Source organism: Streptomyces sp. NPDC016677 (genome assembly GCF_055562815.1).
Genome location: NZ_JBVHEO010000008.1, coordinates 256,521 through 279,308, shown reverse-complemented (window position 1 = coordinate 279,308; position 22,788 = coordinate 256,521). Strand labels below are relative to the sequence as shown.

24 protein-coding genes are annotated in these 22,788 nt (G+C 72.3%); 19 read left to right on the top strand and 5 right to left on the bottom strand.

Translation table 11 applies throughout. The features are described 5' to 3' along the window. The first annotated feature begins 12 nt into the window (after positions 1 to 12). From ACZ3IG_RS22990 to ACZ3IG_RS22970, 5 genes are all read left to right on the top strand, one after another. Positions 13 to 1,011, top strand: coding sequence for an ABC transporter permease (locus tag ACZ3IG_RS22990; RefSeq protein WP_467434323.1), 999 nt, complete (start codon positions 13 to 15; stop codon positions 1,009 to 1,011). Then, positions 1,008 to 2,105 carry an ABC transporter ATP-binding protein gene (locus ACZ3IG_RS22985; protein ID WP_467434321.1) on the top strand — a complete coding sequence of 366 codons (1,098 nt, stop codon included), beginning with the start codon at positions 1,008 to 1,010 and terminating at the stop codon, positions 2,103 to 2,105. The genes ACZ3IG_RS22990 and ACZ3IG_RS22985 overlap by 4 nt, the downstream gene beginning before the upstream one ends. Before the next feature lie 23 nt (positions 2,106 to 2,128). Beyond that, positions 2,129 to 3,403, top strand: a complete 1,275-nt coding sequence (locus ACZ3IG_RS22980) for an ABC transporter ATP-binding protein (RefSeq protein WP_467434320.1) — start codon at positions 2,129 to 2,131, stop codon at positions 3,401 to 3,403. A 69-nt stretch (positions 3,404 to 3,472) separates the two neighbouring features. Beyond that, positions 3,473 to 4,132, top strand: coding sequence for a trimeric intracellular cation channel family protein (locus tag ACZ3IG_RS22975; RefSeq protein WP_467434318.1), 660 nt, complete (start codon positions 3,473 to 3,475; stop codon positions 4,130 to 4,132). A gap of 53 nt (positions 4,133 to 4,185) precedes the next feature. After that, entirely contained in the window at positions 4,186 to 5,046 is an 861-nt protein-coding gene (locus ACZ3IG_RS22970) for a thioesterase family protein (RefSeq protein WP_467434317.1), read from the top strand. A 97-nt stretch (positions 5,047 to 5,143) separates the two neighbouring features. Here the strand turns inward: ACZ3IG_RS22970 and ACZ3IG_RS22965 are convergent, their stop codons facing one another. Beyond that, complete coding sequence (locus tag ACZ3IG_RS22965) at positions 5,144 to 5,770, bottom strand: TetR family transcriptional regulator (RefSeq protein ID WP_467434316.1); 627 nt, start codon at positions 5,768 to 5,770, stop codon at positions 5,144 to 5,146. Positions 5,771 to 5,886: 116 nt separating this feature from the next. Between ACZ3IG_RS22965 and ACZ3IG_RS22960 the strand changes: the two genes are divergently transcribed. From ACZ3IG_RS22960 to ACZ3IG_RS22950, 3 genes are all read left to right on the top strand, one after another. Continuing rightward, entirely contained in the window at positions 5,887 to 6,051 is a 165-nt protein-coding gene (locus ACZ3IG_RS22960; RefSeq protein ID WP_467434314.1) for a hypothetical protein, read from the top strand. A gap of 29 nt (positions 6,052 to 6,080) precedes the next feature. Then, positions 6,081 to 6,353, top strand: coding sequence for a DUF4190 domain-containing protein (locus ACZ3IG_RS22955; protein WP_467434313.1), 273 nt, complete (start codon positions 6,081 to 6,083; stop codon positions 6,351 to 6,353). A 68-nt stretch (positions 6,354 to 6,421) separates the two neighbouring features. Then, complete coding sequence (locus tag ACZ3IG_RS22950; protein WP_467434311.1) at positions 6,422 to 7,585, top strand: cysteine desulfurase family protein; 1,164 nt, start codon at positions 6,422 to 6,424, stop codon at positions 7,583 to 7,585. A 49-nt stretch (positions 7,586 to 7,634) separates the two neighbouring features. Here ACZ3IG_RS22950 and ACZ3IG_RS22945 read toward each other — a convergent pair whose 3' ends face one another. Next, on the bottom strand, positions 7,635 to 8,387 hold the full coding sequence (locus ACZ3IG_RS22945; protein ID WP_467434310.1) for an N-acetylmuramoyl-L-alanine amidase: 753 nt from the start codon (positions 8,385 to 8,387) through the stop codon (positions 7,635 to 7,637). Positions 8,388 to 8,447: 60 nt separating this feature from the next. On the opposite strand from ACZ3IG_RS22945, the gene mnmA reads away from it, so the two are divergent. Further along, positions 8,448 to 9,581: a tRNA 2-thiouridine(34) synthase MnmA gene (gene mnmA, locus ACZ3IG_RS22940; protein WP_467434309.1), complete on the top strand. Its 1,134-nt coding sequence runs from the start codon at positions 8,448 to 8,450 to the stop codon at positions 9,579 to 9,581. Positions 9,582 to 9,677: 96 nt separating this feature from the next. Here mnmA and ACZ3IG_RS22935 read toward each other — a convergent pair whose 3' ends face one another. Together ACZ3IG_RS22935 and ACZ3IG_RS22930 are read right to left on the bottom strand one after the other, a co-directional pair. Continuing rightward, a complete protein-coding gene (locus ACZ3IG_RS22935; protein WP_467434307.1) occupies positions 9,678 to 10,457 on the bottom strand; it encodes an alpha/beta fold hydrolase in 780 nt (259 codons plus the stop codon). A 37-nt stretch (positions 10,458 to 10,494) separates the two neighbouring features. Next, on the bottom strand, positions 10,495 to 10,818 hold the full coding sequence (locus ACZ3IG_RS22930; protein WP_215166622.1) for a DUF427 domain-containing protein: 324 nt from the start codon (positions 10,816 to 10,818) through the stop codon (positions 10,495 to 10,497). Positions 10,819 to 10,908: 90 nt separating this feature from the next. Here ACZ3IG_RS22930 and ACZ3IG_RS22925 point away from each other — a divergent pair, with 90 nt between their 5' ends. From ACZ3IG_RS22925 to ACZ3IG_RS22905, 5 genes are all read left to right on the top strand, one after another. Continuing rightward, positions 10,909 to 11,448 (top strand): LOG family protein, encoded by a 540-nt coding sequence (locus ACZ3IG_RS22925; RefSeq protein WP_467434306.1) that lies wholly within the window; start codon positions 10,909 to 10,911, stop codon positions 11,446 to 11,448. Between the two features lie 47 nt (positions 11,449 to 11,495). Continuing rightward, positions 11,496 to 12,185, top strand: a complete 690-nt coding sequence (locus ACZ3IG_RS22920) for an SDR family oxidoreductase (protein WP_467434304.1) — start codon at positions 11,496 to 11,498, stop codon at positions 12,183 to 12,185. A 32-nt stretch (positions 12,186 to 12,217) separates the two neighbouring features. Next, positions 12,218 to 13,225, top strand: a complete 1,008-nt coding sequence (locus ACZ3IG_RS22915) for a methionine synthase (RefSeq protein WP_467434303.1) — start codon at positions 12,218 to 12,220, stop codon at positions 13,223 to 13,225. 16 nt (positions 13,226 to 13,241) lie between these two features. After that, positions 13,242 to 15,437, top strand: a complete 2,196-nt coding sequence (gene ligA / locus ACZ3IG_RS22910) for an NAD-dependent DNA ligase LigA (protein WP_467434302.1) — start codon at positions 13,242 to 13,244, stop codon at positions 15,435 to 15,437. 264 nt (positions 15,438 to 15,701) lie between these two features. Then, a complete protein-coding gene (locus ACZ3IG_RS22905; RefSeq protein ID WP_467434300.1) occupies positions 15,702 to 17,924 on the top strand; it encodes a putative bifunctional diguanylate cyclase/phosphodiesterase in 2,223 nt (740 codons plus the stop codon). 104 nt (positions 17,925 to 18,028) lie between these two features. Here ACZ3IG_RS22905 and ACZ3IG_RS22900 read toward each other — a convergent pair whose 3' ends face one another. After that, positions 18,029 to 18,598, bottom strand: coding sequence for a TetR-like C-terminal domain-containing protein (locus ACZ3IG_RS22900; RefSeq protein ID WP_467434299.1), 570 nt, complete (start codon positions 18,596 to 18,598; stop codon positions 18,029 to 18,031). An 89-nt stretch (positions 18,599 to 18,687) separates the two neighbouring features. Between ACZ3IG_RS22900 and ACZ3IG_RS22895 the strand changes: the two genes are divergently transcribed. The 5 genes from ACZ3IG_RS22895 to gatB all read left to right on the top strand — a co-directional run bounded on the left by ACZ3IG_RS22895 (position 18,688) and on the right by gatB (position 22,719). Next, positions 18,688 to 19,053 (top strand): DUF4267 domain-containing protein, encoded by a 366-nt coding sequence (locus ACZ3IG_RS22895; protein ID WP_467434298.1) that lies wholly within the window; start codon positions 18,688 to 18,690, stop codon positions 19,051 to 19,053. Positions 19,054 to 19,150: 97 nt separating this feature from the next. After that, positions 19,151 to 19,447: an Asp-tRNA(Asn)/Glu-tRNA(Gln) amidotransferase subunit GatC gene (gatC, locus tag ACZ3IG_RS22890; RefSeq protein WP_023546575.1), complete on the top strand. Its 297-nt coding sequence runs from the start codon at positions 19,151 to 19,153 to the stop codon at positions 19,445 to 19,447. 6 nt (positions 19,448 to 19,453) lie between these two features. Next, positions 19,454 to 20,953: an Asp-tRNA(Asn)/Glu-tRNA(Gln) amidotransferase subunit GatA gene (gene gatA, locus ACZ3IG_RS22885; RefSeq protein ID WP_467434297.1), complete on the top strand. Its 1,500-nt coding sequence runs from the start codon at positions 19,454 to 19,456 to the stop codon at positions 20,951 to 20,953. Further along, entirely contained in the window at positions 20,950 to 21,189 is a 240-nt protein-coding gene (locus ACZ3IG_RS22880) for a hypothetical protein (RefSeq protein WP_215166631.1), read from the top strand. The genes gatA and ACZ3IG_RS22880 overlap by 4 nt, the downstream gene beginning before the upstream one ends. 15 nt (positions 21,190 to 21,204) lie before the next feature. Further along, positions 21,205 to 22,719: an Asp-tRNA(Asn)/Glu-tRNA(Gln) amidotransferase subunit GatB gene (gene gatB / locus ACZ3IG_RS22875; protein WP_467434296.1), complete on the top strand. Its 1,515-nt coding sequence runs from the start codon at positions 21,205 to 21,207 to the stop codon at positions 22,717 to 22,719. Positions 22,720 to 22,788 lie beyond the last annotated feature (69 nt).

Sequence of the window (22,788 nt, the reverse complement as noted above, 5' to 3'; positions counted from 1 at the left end):
GGGCCGCACGCTGTGCTCGCTTACCTCATCAGGCGGCTGTTCGCCGCCGCAGTGATGCTGGTGGTCATCATCCTGGTGGTCTTCGGCATCTTCTTCCTCGTCCCCAAGTGGGCGGGCGTCGACATCGCCTCGAGCTTCGTGGGCAAGCAGGCCGACCCGGCCGCCGTCGAGGCGGTGCGGCAGAAGCTGGGCCTGAGCGACCCGATCTACTCCCAGGTCTGGGAGTTCTTCAAGGGCATCTTCGTGGGCCGCACCTACGCGGGCGGCGGTGACGTCACCCACTGCGCCGCCCCCTGCTTCGGGTACTCCTTCCGCAGCGAACAGGCCATCTGGCCGGTGCTGACCGACCGCTTCCCGGTGACCCTGGCGCTGGCGCTCGGCGCGGCCGTGCTGTGGCTGATCCTCGGCCTGGCGGCCGGTGTGCTCTCCGCGCTGAAGCGGGGCAGCTTCTGGGACCGCGGCGCGATGGTCGTGGCCCTGGCGGGCGTCTCCCTGCCCGTCTACTTCACCGGCATGGCCAGCCTGGCGATCTTCGCGTTCGGACTCGACTGGCTCGACGCCCGGTACGTGCCCCTGGCGGACAGCTTCACCGGCTGGTTCGGCGGCCTCATCCTGCCGTGGATCACCCTGGCGTTCCTCTACGCCGCGATGTACGCCCGGATCACCCGCGCCACCATGCTGGAGATCCTCGGCGAGGACTACATCCGCACCGCCCGCGCCAAGGGCCTGCGGGAGCAGACCGTCATCGGCAAGCACGCCATGCGCTCCACGCTGACGCCGATCCTCACCATGCTGGGCATGGACCTCGGCGCCCTCATCGGCGGCGCCATCCTCACCGAGACCACGTTCAACCTGCCCGGCCTCGGCCAGGCGGTGCTGGCCGCCATCCGCAACCAGGACCTGCCGGTTATCCTGGGCGTCACCCTGATCACTTCCCTCGCGGTGCTCATCGCCAACCTCGTGGTGGACGTCCTGTACGCCGTGATCGACCCCCGAGTGAGGCTCGCATGACCGACCTCAGCAAGAGTTCAGCCGCGGTGGGCGAGCCCACCGGCACCTCTCCCGCGCCGACCGCCTTCCTCGAAGTACGCGACCTGAAGGTGCACTTCCCGACCGACGACGGCCTGGTCAAGTCCGTCGACGGGCTCAGCTTCCAGCTGGAGAAGGGCAAGACCCTCGGCATCGTCGGCGAGTCCGGCTCCGGCAAGTCGGTCACCTCGCTGGGCATCATGGGCCTGCACACCGCCGGCCAGTACGGCAAGCGCAAGGCGCGGCTGTCCGGCGAGATCTGGCTCGACGGCACCGAGCTGCTCTCCTCCGACCCGGACGAGGTGCGCAAGCTGCGCGGCCGCCAGATGGCGATGATCTTCCAGGACCCGCTGTCCGCGCTGCACCCGTACTACACGATCGGCCAGCAGATCGTGGAGGCGTACCGCGTCCACCACCCCGTGGACAAGAAGACCGCCAGGCGCCGCGCCGTGGAGATGCTCGACCGGGTCGGCATCCCGCAGCCCGACAAGCGGGTGGACAGCTACCCGCACGAGTTCTCCGGCGGTATGCGCCAGCGCGCGATGATCGCGATGTCGCTGGTCAACAACCCCGAGCTGCTGATCGCCGACGAGCCGACCACCGCCCTGGACGTCACCGTCCAGGCGCAGATCCTGGACCTGATCCGGGACCTGCAGAAGGAGTTCGGCTCCGCCGTCATCATCATCACCCACGACCTGGGCGTCGTCGCCGAACTCGCCGACGACCTGCTGGTGATGTACGGCGGCCGGTGCGTGGAGCGCGGCCCGGCCGAGAAGGTCTTCTACGAGCCCCGCCACCCCTACACCTGGGGCCTGCTCGGCTCGATGCCGCGGCTCGACCGCGAGCAGCAGGAGCGGCTGATCCCGGTCAAGGGCTCGCCGCCCTCGCTCATCAACATCCCGTCCGGCTGCGCCTTCAACCCGCGCTGCCCGTACGCCGACGTACCCAAGGACGACATCACCCGCACGGTCCGGCCCGAGCTGACCGAGGTCGGAGCCAAGCACTGGGCCGCCTGCCACATGTCGCAGGAGCAGCGGGAGCGTATCTGGACCGAAGAGATTGCGCCGAAGCTGTGAGTGACAAGGCAGAGGACGAAGCGGTGAGCATCCCCGCGCAGAGCGAAGGCACCGTGAGCACCAGGACCGCGGTCTCCGAGGACCCCGCCCCCGGCGAGGTCCTGCTGAAGGTGAGCGGGCTGGAGAAGCACTTCCCGATCAAGAAGGGGCTGCTCCAGCGGCAGGTCGGCGCGGTGCACGCGGTCGACGGCCTCGACTTCGAGGTCCGCTCCGGCGAGACCCTCGGCGTCGTCGGCGAGTCCGGCTGCGGCAAGTCGACCATGGGCCGGCTGATCACCCGGCTGCTGGAACCGACCGCGGGCAAGGTGGAGTTCGAGGGCAAGGACATCACCCACCTCGGGGTCGGCGGGATGCGCCCGCTGCGCCGCGATGTGCAGATGATCTTCCAGGACCCGTACTCGTCGCTGAACCCGCGCCACACCATCGGCACCATCGTCAGCGCCCCCTTCAGGCTCCAGGGCGTCGAGCCCGAGGGCGGCGTCAAGAAGGAGGTCCAGCGGCTGCTGTCGGTGGTCGGGCTCAGCCCCGAGCACTACAACCGCTACCCGCACGAGTTCTCCGGCGGCCAGCGCCAGCGCATCGGCATCGCCCGCGCGCTCGCCCTGAAGCCCAAGCTGGTGGTGGCCGACGAGCCGGTCTCCGCCCTTGACGTCTCCATCCAGGCCCAGGTCGTCAACCTGCTCGACGACCTCCAGCAGGAACTGGGCCTGACGTACGTGATCATCGCGCACGACCTCTCCGTCGTCCGGCACGTCTCGGACCGGATCGCGGTGATGTACCTCGGCAAGATCGTCGAGCTGGCCGACCGCGACCTGCTCTACAAGACGCCGATGCACCCGTACACCAAGGCGCTGATGTCGGCGGTGCCGATCCCGGACCCCGCGCGCCGCGGTGCCCAGAGCGAGCGCATCCTGCTCAAGGGCGACGTGCCCTCGCCGATCTCGCCGCCCAGCGGCTGCCGCTTCCACACCCGGTGCTGGAAGGCGACGGAGCTGTGCAGGACCACCGAGCCGCCGCTGAAGGAACTGCGGCCGGGACAGCAGGTGGCCTGTCACCACCCGGAGAACTTCGCCGACCAGGCCCCGCAGGACGTCGTCCTGCTCTCCGACGCCAAGGAGGCGGCGGAGCTGGTCTCCGAGGAGGCGCTCGCGGCGTCGGCGGCGACCTCGGCGGCGGTGGCGGCGGAGGTGGCCGGGGCTGAGTCCAAGGCCGCGACCGGGGCCGAGGCCGAGTCCGCGACCGGGGCCGAGTCCGAGTCCGGAGGGCGGACGGAGGACAGGTCCGCCGAGGAGAAGTAGGAGAAAGCAGTCGCGAGCCCCCGCCTTCGTTCGCAAGGCGGGGGCTCGCCCGCGGGTGAGAATGACAGGGTGTACCAGCAACTGTTCACCCCGTCCGTCCAGCACACGCTCGATCTGATCGGCATCTTCGTCTTCGCCATCTCCGGCGCGCTGCTGGCCGTCCGCAAGAACTTCGACGTCTTCGGCATCGCCGTCCTCGCCGAGGTCACCGCGCTCGGCGGCGGACTCTTCCGGGACCTGGTCATCGGCGCCGTACCGCCCGCCGCCTTCACGGACCTGGGGTACTTCGTCACCCCGCTGCTCGCCACCGCGCTGGTCTTCTTCCTCCACCCGCACGTCGAGCGCCTCCAGACCGGGGTCAACGTCTTCGACGCGGCCGGGCTCGGCCTGTTCTGCGTGGCCGGCACCACCAAGGCGTACGACTACGGCCTCGGCCTGACCGCCTCCGCCTGCCTGGGCCTGGCCACCGCGGTCGGCGGCGGTGTGCTGCGCGACGTGCTCGCCAACGAGGTGCCCTCCCTGCTGCGCTGGGACCGCGACCTGTACGCCGTGCCCGCGACCGTCGGCGCCACGATGGCCGCCCTGTGCATCCGCTTCGACGTCCTCACCCCGCTCACCACCGCCCTCGCGGTGGTCGCCGCGTTCGTGCTGCGGCTGTGCGCGATGCGGTTCCACTGGCGGGCGCCGAGGGCCTGGAACCGGCGGTCGACGGTGCTGGAAGCGGAGTAGCCGCCCGCCTGGAAAAGCTACCGCTTAGTATTCTGCTGCTGTACCGTGCAGCCATGCCAGAAGCAGCCTCCGCAGCGGCCGCACGGGCCACCCTCGGCGACAGCGAGTTCGACCGGGACACCGCCCCGACCCCGCGCGAACCCGGCGTCTACGCCATCGACCTCTCCGCCGACTGGACCGTCTTCGGCGTGGTGAACGGCGGTTTCCTGCTGGCGGTCCTGGGCCGCGCGCTCGCCGACGCCCTGCCGCACCCCGACCCGTTCACCGTCTCGGCGCACTACCTGACCGCGTCCCGCCCCGGCCCGGCCCTGGTCCGCACCGAGACCATACGCACCGGCCGCACCCTCTCCACGGGCCAGGCGTCCCTCTTCCAGTACGACGAGGAGGGCAACGAGGTCGAGCGCATCCGCGTCCTCGCCTCCTACGGCGACCTGGGCGCCCTGCCCGACGACGTCCGCACCTCGGCCGAGCCGCCCGCGATGCCACCGCTCGACCAGTGCTTCGGCCCGGAGGACGGGCCCGCGCCGGTCTCCGGCGGTTCGGCCTTCGCCGACCGGCTGCTGCTCAAGGTGGACCCGGCCACGCTGGGCTGGGCGCTCGGGCGGCCCTCGGGCAAGGGCGAGATGCGGGCCTGGTTCGCGCTCGCCGACGGCCGCGACGCCGACCCCTTCGCCCTGCTCCTCGCGGTCGACGCGCTGCCGCCGACCGCCTTCGAACTGGGCCTGTCCGGCTGGGTGCCCACGGTCGAACTCACCGTCCACGTACGGTGCCGCCCGGCACCGGGCCCGCTACGGGTCTCCGTCAGCACCCGCAACCTCGCCGGCGGCTTCCTGGAGGAGGACGCCGAGGTCTGGGACAGCGCGGGCCGGCTGGTGGCGCAGTCGCGGCAACTGGCGCGGGTGAAGCTCCGCTGACCCCTGCTCGTACTGCCGCGTCGCTCATGCCGCTCGTCCTCGCGCGCCCTGTGCCGCGCGCACGGGCGGGCGGCGGCGCGGCCCCGGCCGGGCGGGTTCAGTCCGTCCAGTGCTCCCGGCCGAGGCCGATCAGCCGCAGCCGGCGGGAGGCCAGCCGGCGGACGCGTTCGTGTTCCCCGGCCGGGGCCTGCGCCGCGTCCAGGAAGAGCGAGGCCGTGCTGAGCATCTGGTCGACGTAGAGGCCCGCGAGCATCAGCAGGTCGTCGTCGTGCCAGCCCGCCGACTCCGGGTCCGTGGCCAGTTCGGCCTTCACCTCCCCGACGAACCGGGCGAGTTGCTCCCGTATCGCCTCCCGCACGGGCTGCACCCCGCCGTGCCGTTCGCGGGCGATGAAGCGCACGTGCGAGGGGTGCTCGCGCACATGGCGGGCGATCAACTCGACGGCGCGGGCGATGCGTTCCTCGCGGTCCCCCTCCGGGGACAGTGTCGTCCGGATCATCGGGTGCAGGCTGCCCAGCGCCTCCTCGACCAGCGCGACGCCGAGGTCGGCCGTGGAGCGGAAGTGCCGGTAGAAGGCGGTCGGCGCCACGCCCACGGCGCGGGTGACCTCACGCAGCCCCAGGCTGCTCAGGCTCTGTTCCTCCAGCAGTTCGAGCGCCGCGTCCAGCAGTGCCTGCCGGGTCCGCTGCTTCTGGGCCTGCCGGACGCCGAGGGTGTGACTCATGCCATGTAGTTAACAACTGTTCTCCAGAATTGGAAAGTCGTCCCGCGCGCTAGACTGGGAACTCAGTGGACAAGTGTTACTACAACCGTTCACCGAATGTTGGGGGAGTCGACCTCATGCTGTTCCTCGTCGCCGCGCTGCTGCTGTTCGGCCTCGTGCTGGGCACCGTCGCCCACGCGCCGCTGGGCCTCTCCGCCGTCGCCGCCGCCGTCATCGCCCTCTGGCTCGGCGTCTTCGCGCTCCGCGAGCGGCACCGCCGCCGGAGCACCTCCGCCCACTGACACCCACCGACTGCTGGAGGGAGATCACCGTGCGACTCACCGCACCGGCCACGGCCACCCGCCGCACCGGGTTCCAGGACGCGGACGGCATGGCCGTCGCCTCCTTCGTCCTCGGCCTGCTCGGCCTGCTGGTCCTCAACGTCGTCCTGGGGCCGGTCGCCATCGCGCTGGCCGGCGCCGCCCTGCGCCGCGGCACGGCCCGCCGCGGCCGGGCGCTGCTGGGCCTCGGCCTGGGCATCGCCGACCTGCTCGTCCTGGCGGCGCTCGTCCAGGCCGACCAGACCATCTCCTGGAGCCTGTGAACCGCTCCGCCGGGAGACCGACCGCGCTCCGAGCACGGCCGGGGACGCCCCGTAGAATCGGCGTCACCATGGCTTACCTCGACCACGCCGCGACCACCCCGATGCTTCCCGAGGCGGTCGAGGCACTCGCCGCGCACCTCGGCGTCACCGGCAACGCCTCCTCCCTGCACGCGTCCGGTCGCCGCGCCCGGCGCACCGTCGAGGAGGCCCGGGAGACCCTCGCCGAGGCCCTGGGCGCCCGCCCCAGCGAGGTGGTGTTCACCTCCGGCGGCACCGAGGCCGACAACCTCGCCGTCAAGGGCCTGTACTGGGCCCGCCGCGACGCCGACCCGGCCCGCACCCGGGTCCTGGCCAGCCCCGTGGAGCACCACGCCGTCCTGGACGCCGTGCACTGGCTCGGCGAGCACGAGGGCGCCACCGTCGAGTACCTCCCGGTCGACGCGCACGGCCGCGTCCACCCCGAGGCACTGCGCGAGGCCATCGCCCGCGACCCCGCCGACGTGGCCCTGGCCACCGTCATGTGGGCCAACAACGAGATCGGTACGGTGCTGCCGGTCCGCGCGCTCGCCGACGTCGCCGCCGAGTTCGGCGTACCGCTGCACGCCGACGCGGTGCAGGCGTTCGGCCAGCTCCCGGTCGACTTCGCCACCTCCGGGCTGGCCGCGATGACCGTCTCCGGCCACAAGATCGGCGGCCCCTACGGCATCGGCGCGCTGCTGCTGGGCCGCGAGCACACCCCGGTCCCCGTACTGCACGGCGGCGGCCAGGAACGCCACGTCCGCTCCGGCACCCTCGACGTCCCCGCCGTCGCCTCCTTCGCGGTCGCCGGGCGCCTCGCCGCCGAGCGGCGCGAGTGGTTCGCGCGCGAGATCGGCGCCCTGCGCGACAGCCTGGTCGAGGCGGTGCGCAAGGCGGTCCCCGACGCGGTCCTCGGCGGCGACCCCGTGGACCGGCTGCCCGCCAACGCCCACTTCACCTTCCCGGGCTGCGAGGGCGACTCCCTGCTCCTCCTCCTCGACGCCCAGGGCATCGAGTGCTCCACCGGCTCCGCCTGCACCGCCGGCGTCGCCCAGCCCAGCCACGTCCTGCTGGCCACCGGCACCGACCCCGACCTGGCCCGCGGCACCCTGCGCTTCTCGTTCGGCCACACCTCCACCGAGGCCGACGTCGAGGCGGTCGCCGAGGCGATCGGCCCGGCGGTGGAACGGGCACGGGCGGCCGGACTGACGTAAGGTCTCGAACGGCTCAGGGGGTTCAGGGAACTCGGACAACTCGGACAGCTCAGACGGCGGAGTCGCCCGGTCCGCCGCTCGACGCGGAGGCGGAGGGGGACGGCGTGTCCGACGGCAGCGCCGTCGTCGCCCGCCGCACCAGCCTCATGTACCGGTCCCAGTCCCAGTGCGGCCCCGGATCGGTGTGGTCGGTCCCCGGCACCTCCACGTGCCCGATGATGTGCTCGCGGTCGACGGTGATGTCGTACCGCGCGCATATCCGCGCCGTCAGCCGCGCCGACGCCTCGTACATCTCGTCCGTGAAGTCCTGCGGCCGGTCTACGAACCCCGCGTGCTCGATGCCGACACTGCGTTCGTTGTAGGCGCGGTTGCCCGCGTGGTACGCCACGTCCAGCTCGCGGATCATCTGGGTGATCCGCCCGTCCTGCCCCACGATGTAGTGCGAGGCGGCCTGGTGGTCCGGGTTCTGGAAGGCGCTGACCGCGCCGTCGAAACTCCCCTGCGTGACATGGATGATCACCATGTCTATGGGGTAGTCCTCGGGCCGGTCCGCCCGCCGCCAGTTCGCGTCCGCCGCCGCCACCCACTGCGCGCCCTGGTAGTCGACCACCCCGTCGTCACGGGGTCTTTCCACGCCGGGCACCCGCCACCACAGCCGGCCCAGCTCGTCACGGGCCAGCACGGCCGCGCCCACGGCCGTCACCGCGCCGCCGACGATCAGCGCGCGCCTGCCGATGCGCCGGTCGGTGTCCTTGGGTGATCCGCTGGGCGATCCGTCGGGGGATCGGCTGTTCGCCTCCATGTGATCGGAAACGCATATCCGCGCGATCCGGTTCCCGGACCCCCGTACCCTGGAGGAGTTATGACTGACGACACCCCGCAGCGCACCCGCCGCCCTCTCCGTGTCCTCGCCGCCATGTCCGGCGGGGTCGACTCCGCCGTCGCCGCCGCCCGCGCCGCCGAGGCCGGGCACGACGTGACCGGCGTCCACCTCGCGCTCTCCGCCAACCCCCAATCCTTCCGCACGGGCGCGCGGGGCTGCTGCACGATCGAGGACTCCCGCGACGCCCGCCGCGCCGCGGACGTCATCGGCATCCCGTTCTACGTGTGGGACCTCGCCGACCGCTTCCGTGAGGACGTCGTCGAGGACTTCGTCGCCGAGTACGAGGCCGGCCGCACCCCCAACCCCTGCCTGCGCTGCAACGAGAAGATCAAGTTCGCCGCGCTCCTCGACAAGGCGCTGGCCCTGGGCTTCGACGCGGTCTGCACCGGCCACTACGCCCAGGTCGTCGTCAAGGAGGACGGCACCCGCGAACTGCACCGCGCCTCCGACCTGGCCAAGGACCAGTCCTACGTCCTCGGCGTCCTGGACGACCGCCAGCTCGCGCACGCGATGTTCCCGCTCGGCGACACGGTCACCACCAAGGACGAGATCCGCGCGGAGGCCGAGCGGCGCGGCCTCGCCGTCGCCAAGAAGCCCGACTCCCACGACATCTGCTTCATCGCCGACGGCGACACCCAGGGCTTCCTCGCCGACCGCCTCGGCCGCGCCGAGGGCGACATCGTCGACGAGGCGGGCAACAAGCTGGGCACCCACGAGGGCGCCTACGGCTACACCATCGGCCAGCGCAAGGGCCTGCGCATCGGCACCCCCGCCCCCGACGGCAAGCCGCGCTACGTCCTGGACATCTCCCCGGTGACCAACACGGTCACGGTCGGCCCCGCCGACGCCCTGGACGTGAACGCCCTGCGCGGGATCAAGCCCCGGTGGTGCGGCGCCGCTCCTTCCGGCCCCGGCACCTACACGGCCCAGCTCCGCGCCCACGGCGAGGAGACCCCGGTCCGCGCCGAACTGATCGACGGCGAACTGGAGGTCGTCTTCGAGCAGCCGGTCCGCGGGGTGGCCCCCGGCCAGGCGGTCGTCCTGTACGACGGCACGCGCGTGGTGGGCTCGGCGACGATCGCCTCGACCGCGCGGGCGACGGCGTCGGTCTGACCCGGTGCGAGCCGGTGCTCGGCGCGGCGGGCCGGCCTCCTGGACGCAGCGCGGGTGGCGACGCGCCCGCCCGACCGCCGGGAGTCCAGGGTGCGCTCAGTCCCCCGCGAAGAACTCCGCCAGCACCGGCGCCAGCACCCCCGGTTCCACCATGTGGCTCTGGCCCGCCAGCTCCGCGTACCGGCCGTCAGGCACCGTCTGAGCGATCTCCCGGGCCGCCGCGCGCATCGACGCCGTGCCCGCGCCGCCCGCCAGGGCCAGCACCGGCACGCCGATTCCGGCCAGCGCCTCGCGCGGTGGGCGCCCGTCACCCAGTACCGCGTCGTCGTACGCCAGGCTGGGCGCGACCGACTCCAGGCCCGCCCACATGGGGGACTGACGGGCCCTGCCGATGACGTCCTCGCCCAGGCCGGTGAGGCGCAGGAAGAGCTCCACCGCGTCCCCGCGCCGGCCGCCGCGCAGCGCCTGGGTCAGCCGCTCGGTGTACTCCGCGCGGGCCGCGACGGCGGCGTCGTCCCTCGCGTACGGCACCTCGTAGACCGCCACCCGCCGCACCGGCAGCCCGCTCGCCGCGGCCCGCAGGGCCAGCGCGCCGCCGGACGAGATGCCGTACAGGCACGCCTCGCCGCCCAGCGTCCCGATCAGCGCCGCAAGGTCCTCGACCTCGCGGTCGACGGCGTAGGGCGGCGTGTCGCCGCTCTCGCCGCGGCCCCGGCGGTCGTACACCAGGACCTCGAAGCGGTCCGAGAGCGCGGCGGCCAGCGGCGCGAGCGTGGCGCCCGTCGACAGGGCGCCGCTGACCAGGACGAGCGCGGGACCCGCCCCGGTGCGGGTGTGGGCGAGCGGGGTGCCGTCGCGTGACTGTGTCTTCTCCATGCCTGTGCAGGTTGCCCTACGGCGCGAGGTCAACCGGTCACGACACCTCCACGTCGTAGAAGCACAGGTGGTCCTTGATCTGCTGGACCTCCTCCTTGGGGTCCGGGTACGCCCAGACGGAGTCCGGGGCGTCCGGCAGCGACCAGTAGACGGCGTCGCCCTTGAAGGGGCAGTGGGTCGTCGTGCGGGACGGCGTCAGCAGGTCCACGCGTACGTCCAGTGAGGGGATGTAGTAGCGGTCGGGGCAGCCCGTCTCCCGCAGGAGCAGGGCCTCGTCGCTCTCCGCCAGGACCTGTCCGTCGCGCGTCACGCGCACGTGCCGGTCGCTGGGCTCCACGGTGATGCGGTGTCCGGTGGTCACGATCGTCCTCCTCGATGGGCGGTGTCCTTGGTGACAGCGCGCCGCGAAACCGACTTCTTCCCCGCTGGGACGGAGCCGTACCGTTGCCCCATGAACATCTGCGTCTTCCTCTCCGCCGCCGACCTCGACGAGCGCTACACACGTCCCGCCAAGGAGTTCGCCACCCTGCTCGGCAAGGGCGGGCACACGCTGGTGTGGGGCGGCTCGGACGTCGGGCTGATGAAGGTGGTCGCCGATGGGGTGCAGGAGGCCGGCGGGCGGCTGTGCGGGGTCTCCGTGGAGTTTTTGGCGGCCAAGGCGCGCGAGGGCGTCGAGGAGATGATCGTCGCCCGGGACCTGGCCGAACGCAAGCGGCTGCTGCTGGAGAAGGCCGACGCCGTGGTGATCATGGTGGGCGGTACCGGGACGCTCGACGAGGCGACCGAGATCCTGGAGCTGAAGAAGCACGGGCACACCGACAAGCCGGTCGTCCTGCTCAACACCGCGGGCTTCTACGACGGGCTCAAGCAGCAGTTCCGCCGGATGGAGGACGAGGGGTTCCTGCCGCGCCCCCTGGGCGAGCTGGTGTTCTTCGCCGAGGAACCGGTCGGCGCGCTGGCCTGCCTGGAGGAGAGCCGGGGCGTCGCCTGAGCCGCCCGGGGCGCGGAACGGTCCGGCGGTGATGCGAGCATGGCGGCATGGCTACACATGTGATCACCGGAGCCGGCTCCGGCATCGGCGCGGCCGTCGCCCGCCGCCTGCACGCGCGCGGGGACGAGATCGTGCTGCACGCGCGCGACGCGGGCCGCGCCAAGCAACTGGCCGCCGGGTTCCCGGGCGCCCGCACCCTGGTCGGCGACCTGGCGGACCCCGACAAGCTGTCCTGGGCCCTGTCCCACCAGTCGCTGCCGGACCGGGTCGACTCCCTGCTGCACATCGCCGGCGTCGTCGACCTCGGCCCGGTCGGGGAGCTGACCCCGAAGTCCTGGCGCCACCAGCTCAACGTCAATCTCGTGGCGCCCGCCGAACTGACCCGCCTGATGCTGCCGCAGCTGCGCGCCGCCCAGGGGCACGTGATCTTCGTGAACTCCGGCTCAGGGCTCAACGCCCACGCCGAGTGGGCCGCCTACGCCGCCTCCAAGCACGGCCTGAAGGCCCTCGCCGACTCCCTGCGCCACGAGGAGCACGCGGGCGGGGTCCGGGTCACCTCCGTCTACCCGGGCCGCACGGCGAGCCCGATGCAGGCCAAGGTGCACCAGCAGGAGGGCAAGGAGTACGACCCGGCGCGCTGGATCGACCCCGAGTCGGTCGCCACGACGATCGTGATGGCCCTGGACCTGCCCAGGGACGCCGAGGTCAACGACCTGACGGTGCGCCCCGGGCGGTGAGCGCGGCGCCGTACGTTCCGTAGGCTGCTGGGGTGAGCGACAACAGCCAGATCAGGTTCGGTGCGGCCACCGGCGTCGGGTCCCTGCCGGGGCAGGACGCGCGCGAGGCCGTCAAGACCGTCACCGGCACCTTCGAGGACTTCCCGTTCCTGCCCGAGCTGCCCGCCCGCGGGCCCGGCGCCGACATGATCGGGCGCACCGCCGGGATGCTCGTCGAGCTGTACGCGCGCGTGGAGCCCAGCGGCTGGCGGCTCGGCGACCGGCCGGGCCGGGACACCAAGCGGGCCCGGTCCTGGCTGCGGGAGGACCTCGATGCCCTGGAGGAGTTCACCCAGGGCTACGAGGGCCCGCTGAAGGTGCAGGTCGTGGGCCCCTGGACGCTGGCCGCCGCGCTGGAGCTGCGCAATGGCGAGGCGGTGCTGTCCGACGCCGGGGCCTGCCGTGACCTCGCCGCCTCCCTCGCCGAGGGGCTGCGCGAGCACCTCGCGGAGGTCGCCCGCCGCATTCCCGGCGCCACCCTCGTGCTCCAGCTCGACGAGCCGTCCCTCACCGCCGTACTGCGCGGCCAGGTGCGGACCGCCAGCGGCTACCGCACCCACCGGGCCTCCGACCGGCAGGTCGTCGAGGCGGCCCTCCGCGACGTCGCCGGGGTGCACGGGGACGGCCCGGTCGTGGTCCACTCGTGCGCGCCCGACGTCCCGTTCGCCCTGCTGCGCCGGGCCGGCGTGGACGGCGTCTCCTTCGACTTCTCCTTGCTCACCGAGCGTGACGACGAGGTGATCGGGGAGGCCGTGGAGGGCGGCACCCGGCTGTTCGCCGGTGTCGTGCCGTCCGCCGGGGGCCCGTTGTCAGACCCTGCCGGTAGCGTTTCGGGTGTCAGGACGCTGTGGCGCAGGCTGGGGCTGCATCCGGGGCTTCTCACGGACGCGGTCACGGTGACTCCGGCGTGCGGACTCGCGGGCGCGTCCCCCGAGTACGCGCGGCGGGCCCTCGCCCACTGCGTCCGGGCGGCGAGATCCCTCGCGGACAACCCAGAGTAACGGGAGGACATACACGGTGGCCGGCGACAAGCAAGCGGAGACGACGAACGTGCCCGCCGAGGCACGGGAGAAGCACGTTCAGCTCGCTGAGCGGATCGAGGAGCACCGCTTCCGGTACTACGTGAAGGACGCCCCCGTCATCAGCGACGCGGACTTCGACCGGCTGCTGCGCGACCTGGAGGCGCTGGAGGAGGAGTACCCGCCGCTGCGCACCCCTCAATCACCGACCCAGAAGGTCGCCGGTTCCTACGAGACGGAGTTCACCGCCGTAGAGCACCGCTCGCGCATGCTCTCCCTGGACAACACGTTCAACGAGGAGGAGCTGACCGCCTGGGCCGAGCGCCTCCACAAGGAACTGGGCGAGCAGAAGTTCCACTTCCTGTGCGAGCTGAAGGTCGACGGCCTCGCCGTCAACCTCACCTACGAGCACGGCCGCCTGGTCCGCGCCGCCACCCGCGGCGACGGCCGCACCGGCGAGGACATCACCCCCAACGTCCGCACCATCGCCGGCATCCCCGAGCGGCTGACGGGCGACAAGGTCCCCGACCTCGTGGAGATCCGCGGCGAGGTCTACTTCCCGATGGAGAAGTTCGAGGAGCTGAACGCCCGTCTGGTCGAGGCCGGCGACAAGCCTTTCGCCAACCCGCGCAACGCGGCGGCCGGTTCGCTGCGCCAGAAGGACCCCCGCGTCACCGCGAGCCGCCCCCTGCACATGGTCGTCCACGGCATCGGCGTCCTGGAGGGGTACGCGGGCCTGACCCGCCTCTCCGAGGCGTACGGCCTCCTCAAGGACTGGGGCCTGCCCACCTCCCCGTACAACCGGGCGGTCGAGACCCTCGCCGAGGTCCACGAGTTCATCGCGTACTACGGCGAGAACCGGCACTCGGTGGTGCACGAGATCGACGGCGTCGTCGTCAAGCTCGACGAGATCCGCCTCCAGGGCCGGCTCGGCTCCACCGCCCGCGCCCCCCGCTGGGCCATCGCCTACAAGTACGCGCCCGAAGAGGTCAACACCAAGCTCGTCGACATCAAGGTCGGCGTCGGCCGCACCGGACGGGTCACGCCCTACGCCCAGGTCGAGCCGGTCACCGTGGCCGGCAGCGAGGTGGAGTTCGCCACGCTGCACAACCAGGAGGTCGTCAAGGCCAAAGGCGTCCTCATCGGTGACACGGTGGTGCTGCGCAAGGCCGGTGACGTGATCCCGGAGATCCTCGGGCCCGTCGCGGACCTGCGGGACGGCAGCGAGCGGGAGTTCGTGATGCCGGCCGAGTGCCCCGAGTGCGGGACGCCGCTGCGCCCCATGAAGGAGGGCGACATCGACCTGCGCTGCCCCAACGCGCGCAGCTGCCCCGCCCAGTTGCGCGAGCGCGTCACCTACCTCGCCGGCCGTGAGTGCCTGGACATCGAGCACTTCGGGGCCGTCGCCGCCGCCGCGCTGACCCAGCCGCTGGAGCCGGCCGACCCGCCGCTGGTCGACGAGGGCGACCTGTTCGACCTCACCATCGAGAAACTGCTGCCCATCAAGGCGTACGTCCTGGACCCGGTCAGCGGGCTGCCCAAGCGCGACCCCAAGACCGGCGAGGAGAAGGTCGTCACGGTCTTCGCCAACCAGAAGGGCGAGCCGAAGAAGAACGCCCTCGCCCTGCTGAAGAACATCGAGGAGGCCAGGACCCGCCCCCTCGCCCGGTTCCTCAACGGGCTCTCCATCCGGCACGTCGGACCGGTCGCCGCGCGGGAACTCGCCCGCCAGTTCCGCTCCGTGGACCGCATCGAGCAGGCCGGCGAGGAGGAGCTGGCCCATGCCGACGGGGTCGGGCCGATCATCGCCGCCTCCCTCAAGGAGTGGTTCGCCGAGGAGTGGCACCGCGAGATCGTCCGCAAGTGGAAGGCGGCCGGCGTCCCCCTGGAGGAGCAGTCCTCCGGCGAGGACGAGGGGCCGCGCCCGCTCGAAGGCCTCACCGTCGTCGTCACCGGCACCCTGGAGCGCTACACCCGGGACGGCGCCAAGGAGGCCCTGCAGAGCCGGGGCGCCAAGGTGACCGGTTCGGTGTCGAAGAAGACCTCGTTCGTCGTCGTGGGCGACAACCCCGGGTCGAAATACGACAAGGCGATGCAACTGAAGGTCCCGGTGCTCGACGAGGACGGCTTCGACGTCCTGCTCGAACAGGGGCCCGAAGCCGCTTCGGACGTCGCGCTTTCGGCTGAGGAATAGCGGTTGAAGGCCACCCGTTCAGCGCATATCAGTTGCATAAGGGTGGCCGGGGCGCAATCGGGCAACCGTCGACGACCGGTGCCCGTGGAAGCCTTCTGCGGCCTACTGTTGGGACGTGCGCCTGCCGTGCCCAGCCGCGGCCGGGGCACTGCCCGTGCTCCGAAGGGGCCGGGATACGGACTTTCCCACGCGGAACCGTCGGCGGCCCCCCTCCGGGCACCGGGCCGCGTGGCGTGGGCACCGCCGGCTGTGAGAGGGACGGGAATGGAACCGACCGAGAGCGCCGCCCCGGGCTCACGGCTGCGCCCGCGTCGCCTGTGGGACGCGGCGCGTGCGCGCCGGTGGGCCGGGCGGCCTTCTCAGGAGGGCGGCGGCCAGGGGCGCACCGCCCGGGGCGCGCCGGCCGGCCGTGGCGCCGGGCACCCCTCCGGACCGCCGGACACCGACACCGAACGGCACCTGTCCTGGCCCGCGTTGCCCGCGGCGGTCGTCGCGGCGGCCGGGTTCGTCCTGGGCGCCGGGTTCTACCGGGCGTTCACCGACGGGCACGCGCTCTTCCCGTCCGGCGCGGCCGGCTGGGCGCTGGCCCTGCTGACCGGCATCGTCGTCGGCCACCTCGTCCTGCTCGGCCGCGCCCGCTGGTGGGGCGGCACCGGCTCCGGCGCCGCCCTCACCCTCGCCGTGCTGCTCCTCTACGGCTGGGTCCCGGCCGGCATGGTCAGCCTCACCGTCGTCGTCCTGGTCGGCGTCGCCCGCCGGGGCCGCTGGCGCCAAGGCGTGCTGCACGGCGCGGTCGACATCCTCGGCATCGCCGCCGGCGCCGCCCTGCTGGCCGCCTGCGGCGCCGCCCCGTCCGTCGAGACGCCCTGGGCCCCGGACACCTGGACGGTCGCCGCCGCGCCCAAGGTGGTGCTGGTCGCCGTCGCCTACCTCGCCGTCACCCGCACCCTGCTCTGGTACCTGCACACCCCCCGCCCCGGCCTGCCCACCATCGCCCGCACCGCCCTGGCAAGACAGGGCCTGGTCGCGGTCGCCCTGCTCGGCATCGCCCCGCTGATCTGCGTCGTCGCCTTCGCGCAGCCGGTGCTGCTGCCTCTGTTCGCGATCCCGCTGATCGCCCTCGACTCCACCCTGTGGATCGCCCGCGCCCGCGCCGAGGAGCAACTCCGCGACCCGCTGACCGGACTGCCCAACCGGCAGTGGCTCCAGGAACGCATCTGGACCGCGCTGGACGACGCCGAGCGGATCGGTGCCCGTACCGCCCTGATGCTGATCGACCTCGACCGTTTCCGGTCGGTCAACGACACCCTCGGTCACCTGGCCGGTGACCGGCTGCTGCTCCAGATCGCCGACCGGCTGCGGGCGGCGCTGCCGCGCGGGGCGGAGGCCGCGCGGCTCGGCGGCGACGAGTTCGCCGTCCTGCTGCCCGTCACCGACTCCACCACGTCCGCGACCCGGGTAGCCCGCGGCCTGGTCGGCGCCCTCAGCTCCCCGCTCGACCTGGACGGACTCACCCTGGTTCTGGAGGCCAGCGCCGGGGTCGCCGTCTTCCCCGACCACGGCCTGGACGCCGAAGGGCTGCTGCGCCGGGCGGACGTGGCGATGTACCAGGCGAAGCGGGACCGTACGGGCGTCGAGGTCTACGAGTCCAAGCGGGACTCCAACACCCCGGACCGCCTCGGTCTCCTCGGCGACCTGCGCCGCGCCCTGGACGCCCGGGAGGTCGAGCTGCACTACCAGCCCAAGGTCCGCTTCGACGGGCAGGTCGCGGGCCTGGAGGCGCTGGTGCGGTGGGTGCACCCCGAGCGGGGCAAGGTGCCGCCGGACGAGTTCATAGCCATCGCCGAGTCCTCCGGGCTGATGCCCCATCTGACCGAGTACGTGCTGGAGACGGCGCTCGCCCAGGTCGCCCGGTGGCGGGCGCAGGGCCTGTTCGTGCCGGTCGCGGTCAACGTCTCCCCGCGGGACGTGCACGCGCCCGGCTTCGCCGGCCTGGTCGCCGCGCGGCTCGCCCGGCACGGCGTCCCGGCGGGCGCGCTCCAGCTGGAGATCACGGAACACGTCCTCCTGGAGGACCCGCAGCGCGCCGCCGACACCCTGGCCGGGCTGACCGGGCACGGGGTGAAGATGTCCCTGGACGACTTCGGCACCGGGTACTCCTCCCTCGTCCACCTGCGCAAGCTCCCCGTCAGCGAGCTGAAGATCGACCGCTCCTTCGTGGCCCGGCTGGCCGTCGACACCGAGGACGCGGAGATCGTGCGGTGCACGGTCGACCTCGCGCACTCCCTGGGGCTGCTGGTCGTCGCCGAGGGCGTCGAGGACGACGAGACGTGGGAGCGGCTGCGGGACCTCGGCTGCGACGCGGTGCAGGGATGGCTGGTCGCCGCCGCGATGCCGCCGGACGAGACGACGGCCTGGCTGCGGGCGCGGGGGTCCCGGGGCTGGCAGCGGCCGGCCGCCGCGCTGCCGGCGGCGGTGGAGGAGTAGGGCGGGTACGGTCCGCTGCCGGGCGCCGGTCCGTCGTGGCTCGTCGCCCGGTTCCGCGCGCTGGCGGTTCCGCACCTCGGAGGGGCGCCCGCACTCCCGTACCGCTAGAAGCGTGAGCAGAGCAGGGCCAGGCGGCGGTCGTGGGCCTCTTCCGGGAGGCGGCCGCTGCGCATCAGGGTGACCAGGCCGTGCAGGCCGGCCCAGTAGGTCTCGGTGAGCGGGCTCGCGTCGTCGCCCTCGGCCGTGACCGGCGTCACCGCCCCCGCCAGTTCCTCGAACGCCTCCCGCAGCGCCGCCGGGGCCTCCGGAGTGGCGAACGGCAGCCCCACGGTGAGCGTGAACATGGCGTCGTACAGGGCGGGCCTGCGCCGCGCGAACGCCGTGTACGCCTCGCCCACCGCGGCGAGCGCCGCCCGGCCCTCCGGAGCCCCGGTACGGGCCGCCCGCAGCACCGCGGCGAGTTCCGCGAACCCCTCCTCCGCCACCGCCGCCATGATGGCGTCCTTGCCCTTGAAGTGGCTGTAGAGGACGGGCTGGCTGTACTCGATCTCGGCCGCCAGCCGCCGTGTGGTCACCGCGTCCCAGCCCTCCGCCTCGGCCAGTTCCCGCGCGGCGGCCACGATCAGCCGCTCCCGCTCCGCTCGTTCGCGCTCCCGGCGCGTCTGGATCGACATGACCCGGATTCTAGCAGCGCTAGACATCCTGCCGTCGACAGGTCTAGTGTCGCTCGGGTATCTAGCGTTGCTAGCAAAGGGGCAGTGCCATGACCGTGACCGCCTACACCCTGGCCGTCGTCCTGAACCTCTTCATCCTCTTCATCGGGGCCCGCTTCCTGCTCCGGCCCCGGCTCGCCGCCGCCGGGTACGGCGTGCCCGCCAAGCCGGACGGCGACCCCGCCTACCTGGCCGTCAAGGGGGTCAGGGACGCCACGCTCGGCGCGGTGGGGCTGGCGCTGCTGGCGTTCGCCGCGGGCGCGGAGGCCTGGTTCATGCTGGCCGCGGTGATCGCGCCGCTCGGCGACACCCTGATCGTGCTGCGCCACGGCGGTACGAGGGCGGTGGCCTTCGGCATCCACTTCGCCACCGCGATCGTCGTCCTGGTCAGCGCGGGCCTGCTCTTCGCCGTCTGACCGGCAAACCGTTTAACGGCGAGCGGGCGCCGCCCCATAGGATTGGGCGACACACCGATACACCGGTACACCCACTCTCACCCCAGAGGAACGCTGCATGCCTGGCATCACGCGCGAGGAGGTCGCCCACCTCGCCCGGCTGGCGCGTCTGGAGCTGAAGCCCGAAGAGCTCGATCACTTCGCGGGACAGCTGGACGACATCATCGGCGCGGTCGCCCGCGTCAGCGAGGTCGCCGACCAAGACGTACCCCCGACCTCGCACCCGCTCCCGCTGACCAACGTCATGCGGCCGGACGAGGTCCGTCCGTCGCTCACGCCCGCGCAGGCGCTCTCCGGCGCCCCGGCCCAGGAGCAGCAGCGTTTCAAGGTGCCGCAGATCCTGGGGGAGGAGTAACCCGCCATGACGGACAGCCCCATCATCAAGCTCACCGCGGCCGAGATCGCCGCGAAGATCGCCTCCGGCGAGCTGACGGCCGTCGAGGTCACCGAGGCCCACCTGGCCCGCATCGAGGCCGTCGACGAGAAGGTGAACGCCTTCCTGCACGTCGACCGCGAGGGCGCCCTCGCCCAGGCCCGCGCCGTGGACGAGAAGCGCGCCCGCGGGGAGAAGCTCGGCCCGCTGGCCGGCGTCCCCCTCGCGCTCAAGGACATCTTCACCACCGAGGGCGTCCCCACGACCGTCGGCTCGAAGATCCTCGAAGGCTGGCTTCCGCCCTACGACGCGACGGTCACCAAGAAGCTGAAGGCCGCCGACGTCGTCATCCTCGGCAAGACCAACATGGACGAGTTCGCCATGGGATCGTCGACGGAGAACAGCGCGTACGGGCCGACCGGCAACCCGTGGGACCTCACCAAGATCCCCGGCGGCTCCGGCGGCGGTTCCTCCGCCGCGCTCGCCGCCTTCCAGGCGCCGCTGGCCATCGGCACCGACACCGGCGGTTCCATCCGCCAGCCCGCGGCCGTCACCGGCACGGTCGGCGTCAAGCCGACCTACGGCGGCGTCTCCCGCTACGGCATGGTGGCGTTCTCCTCCTCCCTCGACCAGGGCGGCCCCTGCGCCCGTACGGTCCTGGACGCGGCCCTGCTGCACGAGGTGATCGCCGGGCACGACCCGATGGACTCCACGTCGATCGACGCGCCCGTCCCGCCGGTCGTCGAGGCCGCCCGCAACGGCAGCGTCGAGGGCATGCGCGTCGGCGTCGTCAAGCAGTTCCGCGGCGAGGGCTACCAGGCCGGCGTCATCCAGCGGTTCGACGAGTCCGTCGAGCTGCTGAAGGAGCTGGGCGCCGAGATCGTCGAGCTGGACTGCCCGTCCTTCGACCTCGCCCTGTCGGCGTACTACCTGATCGCCCCGTCCGAGTGCTCCTCCAACCTCGCCCGCTTCGACGGCCTGCGCTACGGCGCCCGCGTCGGCGACGACGGCACGCACTCCGCCGAGGAGGTCACCTCCCTGACCCGCGAGGCCGGCTTCGGCCCCGAGGTCAAGCGCCGCATCATGCTCGGCACGTACGCGCTGTCCAGTGGGTACTACGACGCGTACTACGGCTCCGCGCAGAAGGTCCGTACGCTCATCACCCGCGACTTCGAGAAGGCCTTCGAGCAGGTCGACGTGATCGTCTCCCCGACGACCCCGACCACCGCCTTCCCGATCGGCGAGCGCGCCGACGACCCGATGGCGATGTACCTCGCCGACCTGTGCACCATCCCCACCAACCTCGCGGGCAACGCGGCCATGTCGCTGCCCTGCGGCCTGGCGCCGGAGGACAACCTGCCGGTGGGCTTGCAGATCATCGCCCCCGCCATGAAGGACGACCGGCTGTACAAGGTCGGCGCCGCCGTCGAGGCCGCCTTCGTGGAAAAGTGGGGCCACCCGCTGATCGAGGAGGCACCGTCGCTGTGAGCAAGCTGTCGAAGGCCAAGGGCTTCAAGAAGTCCAAGAACGGCCTGTACCTGTCCATGGCCACCACCGCGTTCGGCGCGTTCAGCGTCGCCAAGCAGGCGAAGCTCGCCCGTACCGAGAGCGACACGCTCCGCCTGGTCGACGCCGCCGTGTCCGCCGCCGCCATCGTCACCGGCCTCGCCATCCTCTACCGCGAGCTGAAGCGGCTGGGCGACGACGACGTCCTGCTGGGCTGAGAGGGAAGTTTCACCGTGACCACCACGACCGACCTGGTGTCGTACGAGGACGCACTCGCGTCGTACGACCCCGTCATGGGCCTTGAGGTCCATGTCGAACTCGGCACCAAGACCAAGATGTTCTGCGGCTGTTCCACCGCGCTCGGTGCCGACCCGAACACCCAGACCTGCCCGGTCTGCCTCGGCATGCCCGGCGCGCTCCCGGTCGTCAACGCGACCGGCGTCGAGTCCGCCATCAAGATCGGCCTCGCGCTGAACTGCGAGATCGCCGAGTGGTGCCGCTTCGCCCGGAAGAACTACTTCTATCCGGACATGCCGAAGAACTTCCAGACCTCCCAGTACGACGAGCCGATCGCCTTCGACGGCTACCTCGACGTACAGCTGGAGGACGGCGAGACCTTCCGCGTCCAGATCGAGCGGGCCCACATGGAGGAGGACACCGGCAAGTCGACCCACGTCGGCGGCGCCACCGGCCGTATCCACGGCGCGTCCCACTCCCTGCTCGACTACAACCGCGCCGGCATCCCGCTCATCGAGATCGTCACCAAGCCGATCGAGGGCGCGGGGGAGCGTGCGCCGGAGGTCGCGCGGGCGTACGTGCGTGAGCTGCGCGAGGTCATCAAGGCACTCGGCGTGTCGGAAGCCCGCATGGAGATGGGGCAGATGCGCTGCGACGTCAACCTGTCGCTGCGCCCGCACGGCACCGAGAAGTTCGGCACCCGCTCCGAGACGAAGAACGTCAACTCGCTGCGGTCCGTGGAGCGCGCGGCCCGCTTCGAGATCCAGCGGCACGCGGCCGTCCTGAGCGGTGGCGGCACGATCATCCAGGAGACCCGCCACTTCCACGAGGACACCGGGTCCACGACCTCGGGCCGCGTGAAGGAGGAGGCCGAGGACTACCGGTACTTCCCGGAGCCCGACCTGGTGCCGGTCGCCCCCGCCCGCGAGTGGGTCGAGGAGATCCGCGCCCAGCTCCCCGAGCTGCCGCTGGTGCGCCGCAACCGGCTCCGCGAGGAGTGGGGCATCTCGGCCACCGACATGCAGGCGATCCTCAACGCCGGCGCCCTCGATCCGATCGTCGCCACCATCGACGCCGGGGCCGACGCGGCCTCCGCCCGCAAGTGGTGGATGGGCGAGCTGGCCCGCAGCGCCAACGAGTCGCAGAAGCCGCTGGACGAGCTGGCCATCACGCCGCGGCAGGTGGCCCGGGTGACCGAGCTGGTCGCCAAGGGCGATCTGAACGACAAGCTGGCCCGCCAGGTCATCGAGGGCGTCCTCGCCGGCGAGGGCACCCCGGACGAGGTCGTCGACAAGCGCGGTCTGAAGGTCGTGTCGGACGAGGGCGCGCTGTCGGCCGCCGTGGACGAGGCGATCGCCGGCAACGCCGGCATCGTCGCCAAGATCCAGTCCGGCAAGGTCGCCGCGGCCGGCGCGCTGGTCGGCGCCGTCATGAAGGCGACGCGCGGTCAGGCGGACGCGGCCCGTGTCAAGGAACTGATCCTCCAGAAGCTGGGGGTCGAGGAGGGCTGATCCGCTCCTCGTTGTGAGCCCCGGGGGCGCGTCGGACACGACGCGCCCCCAGTTTTGTGAGTAAACCCA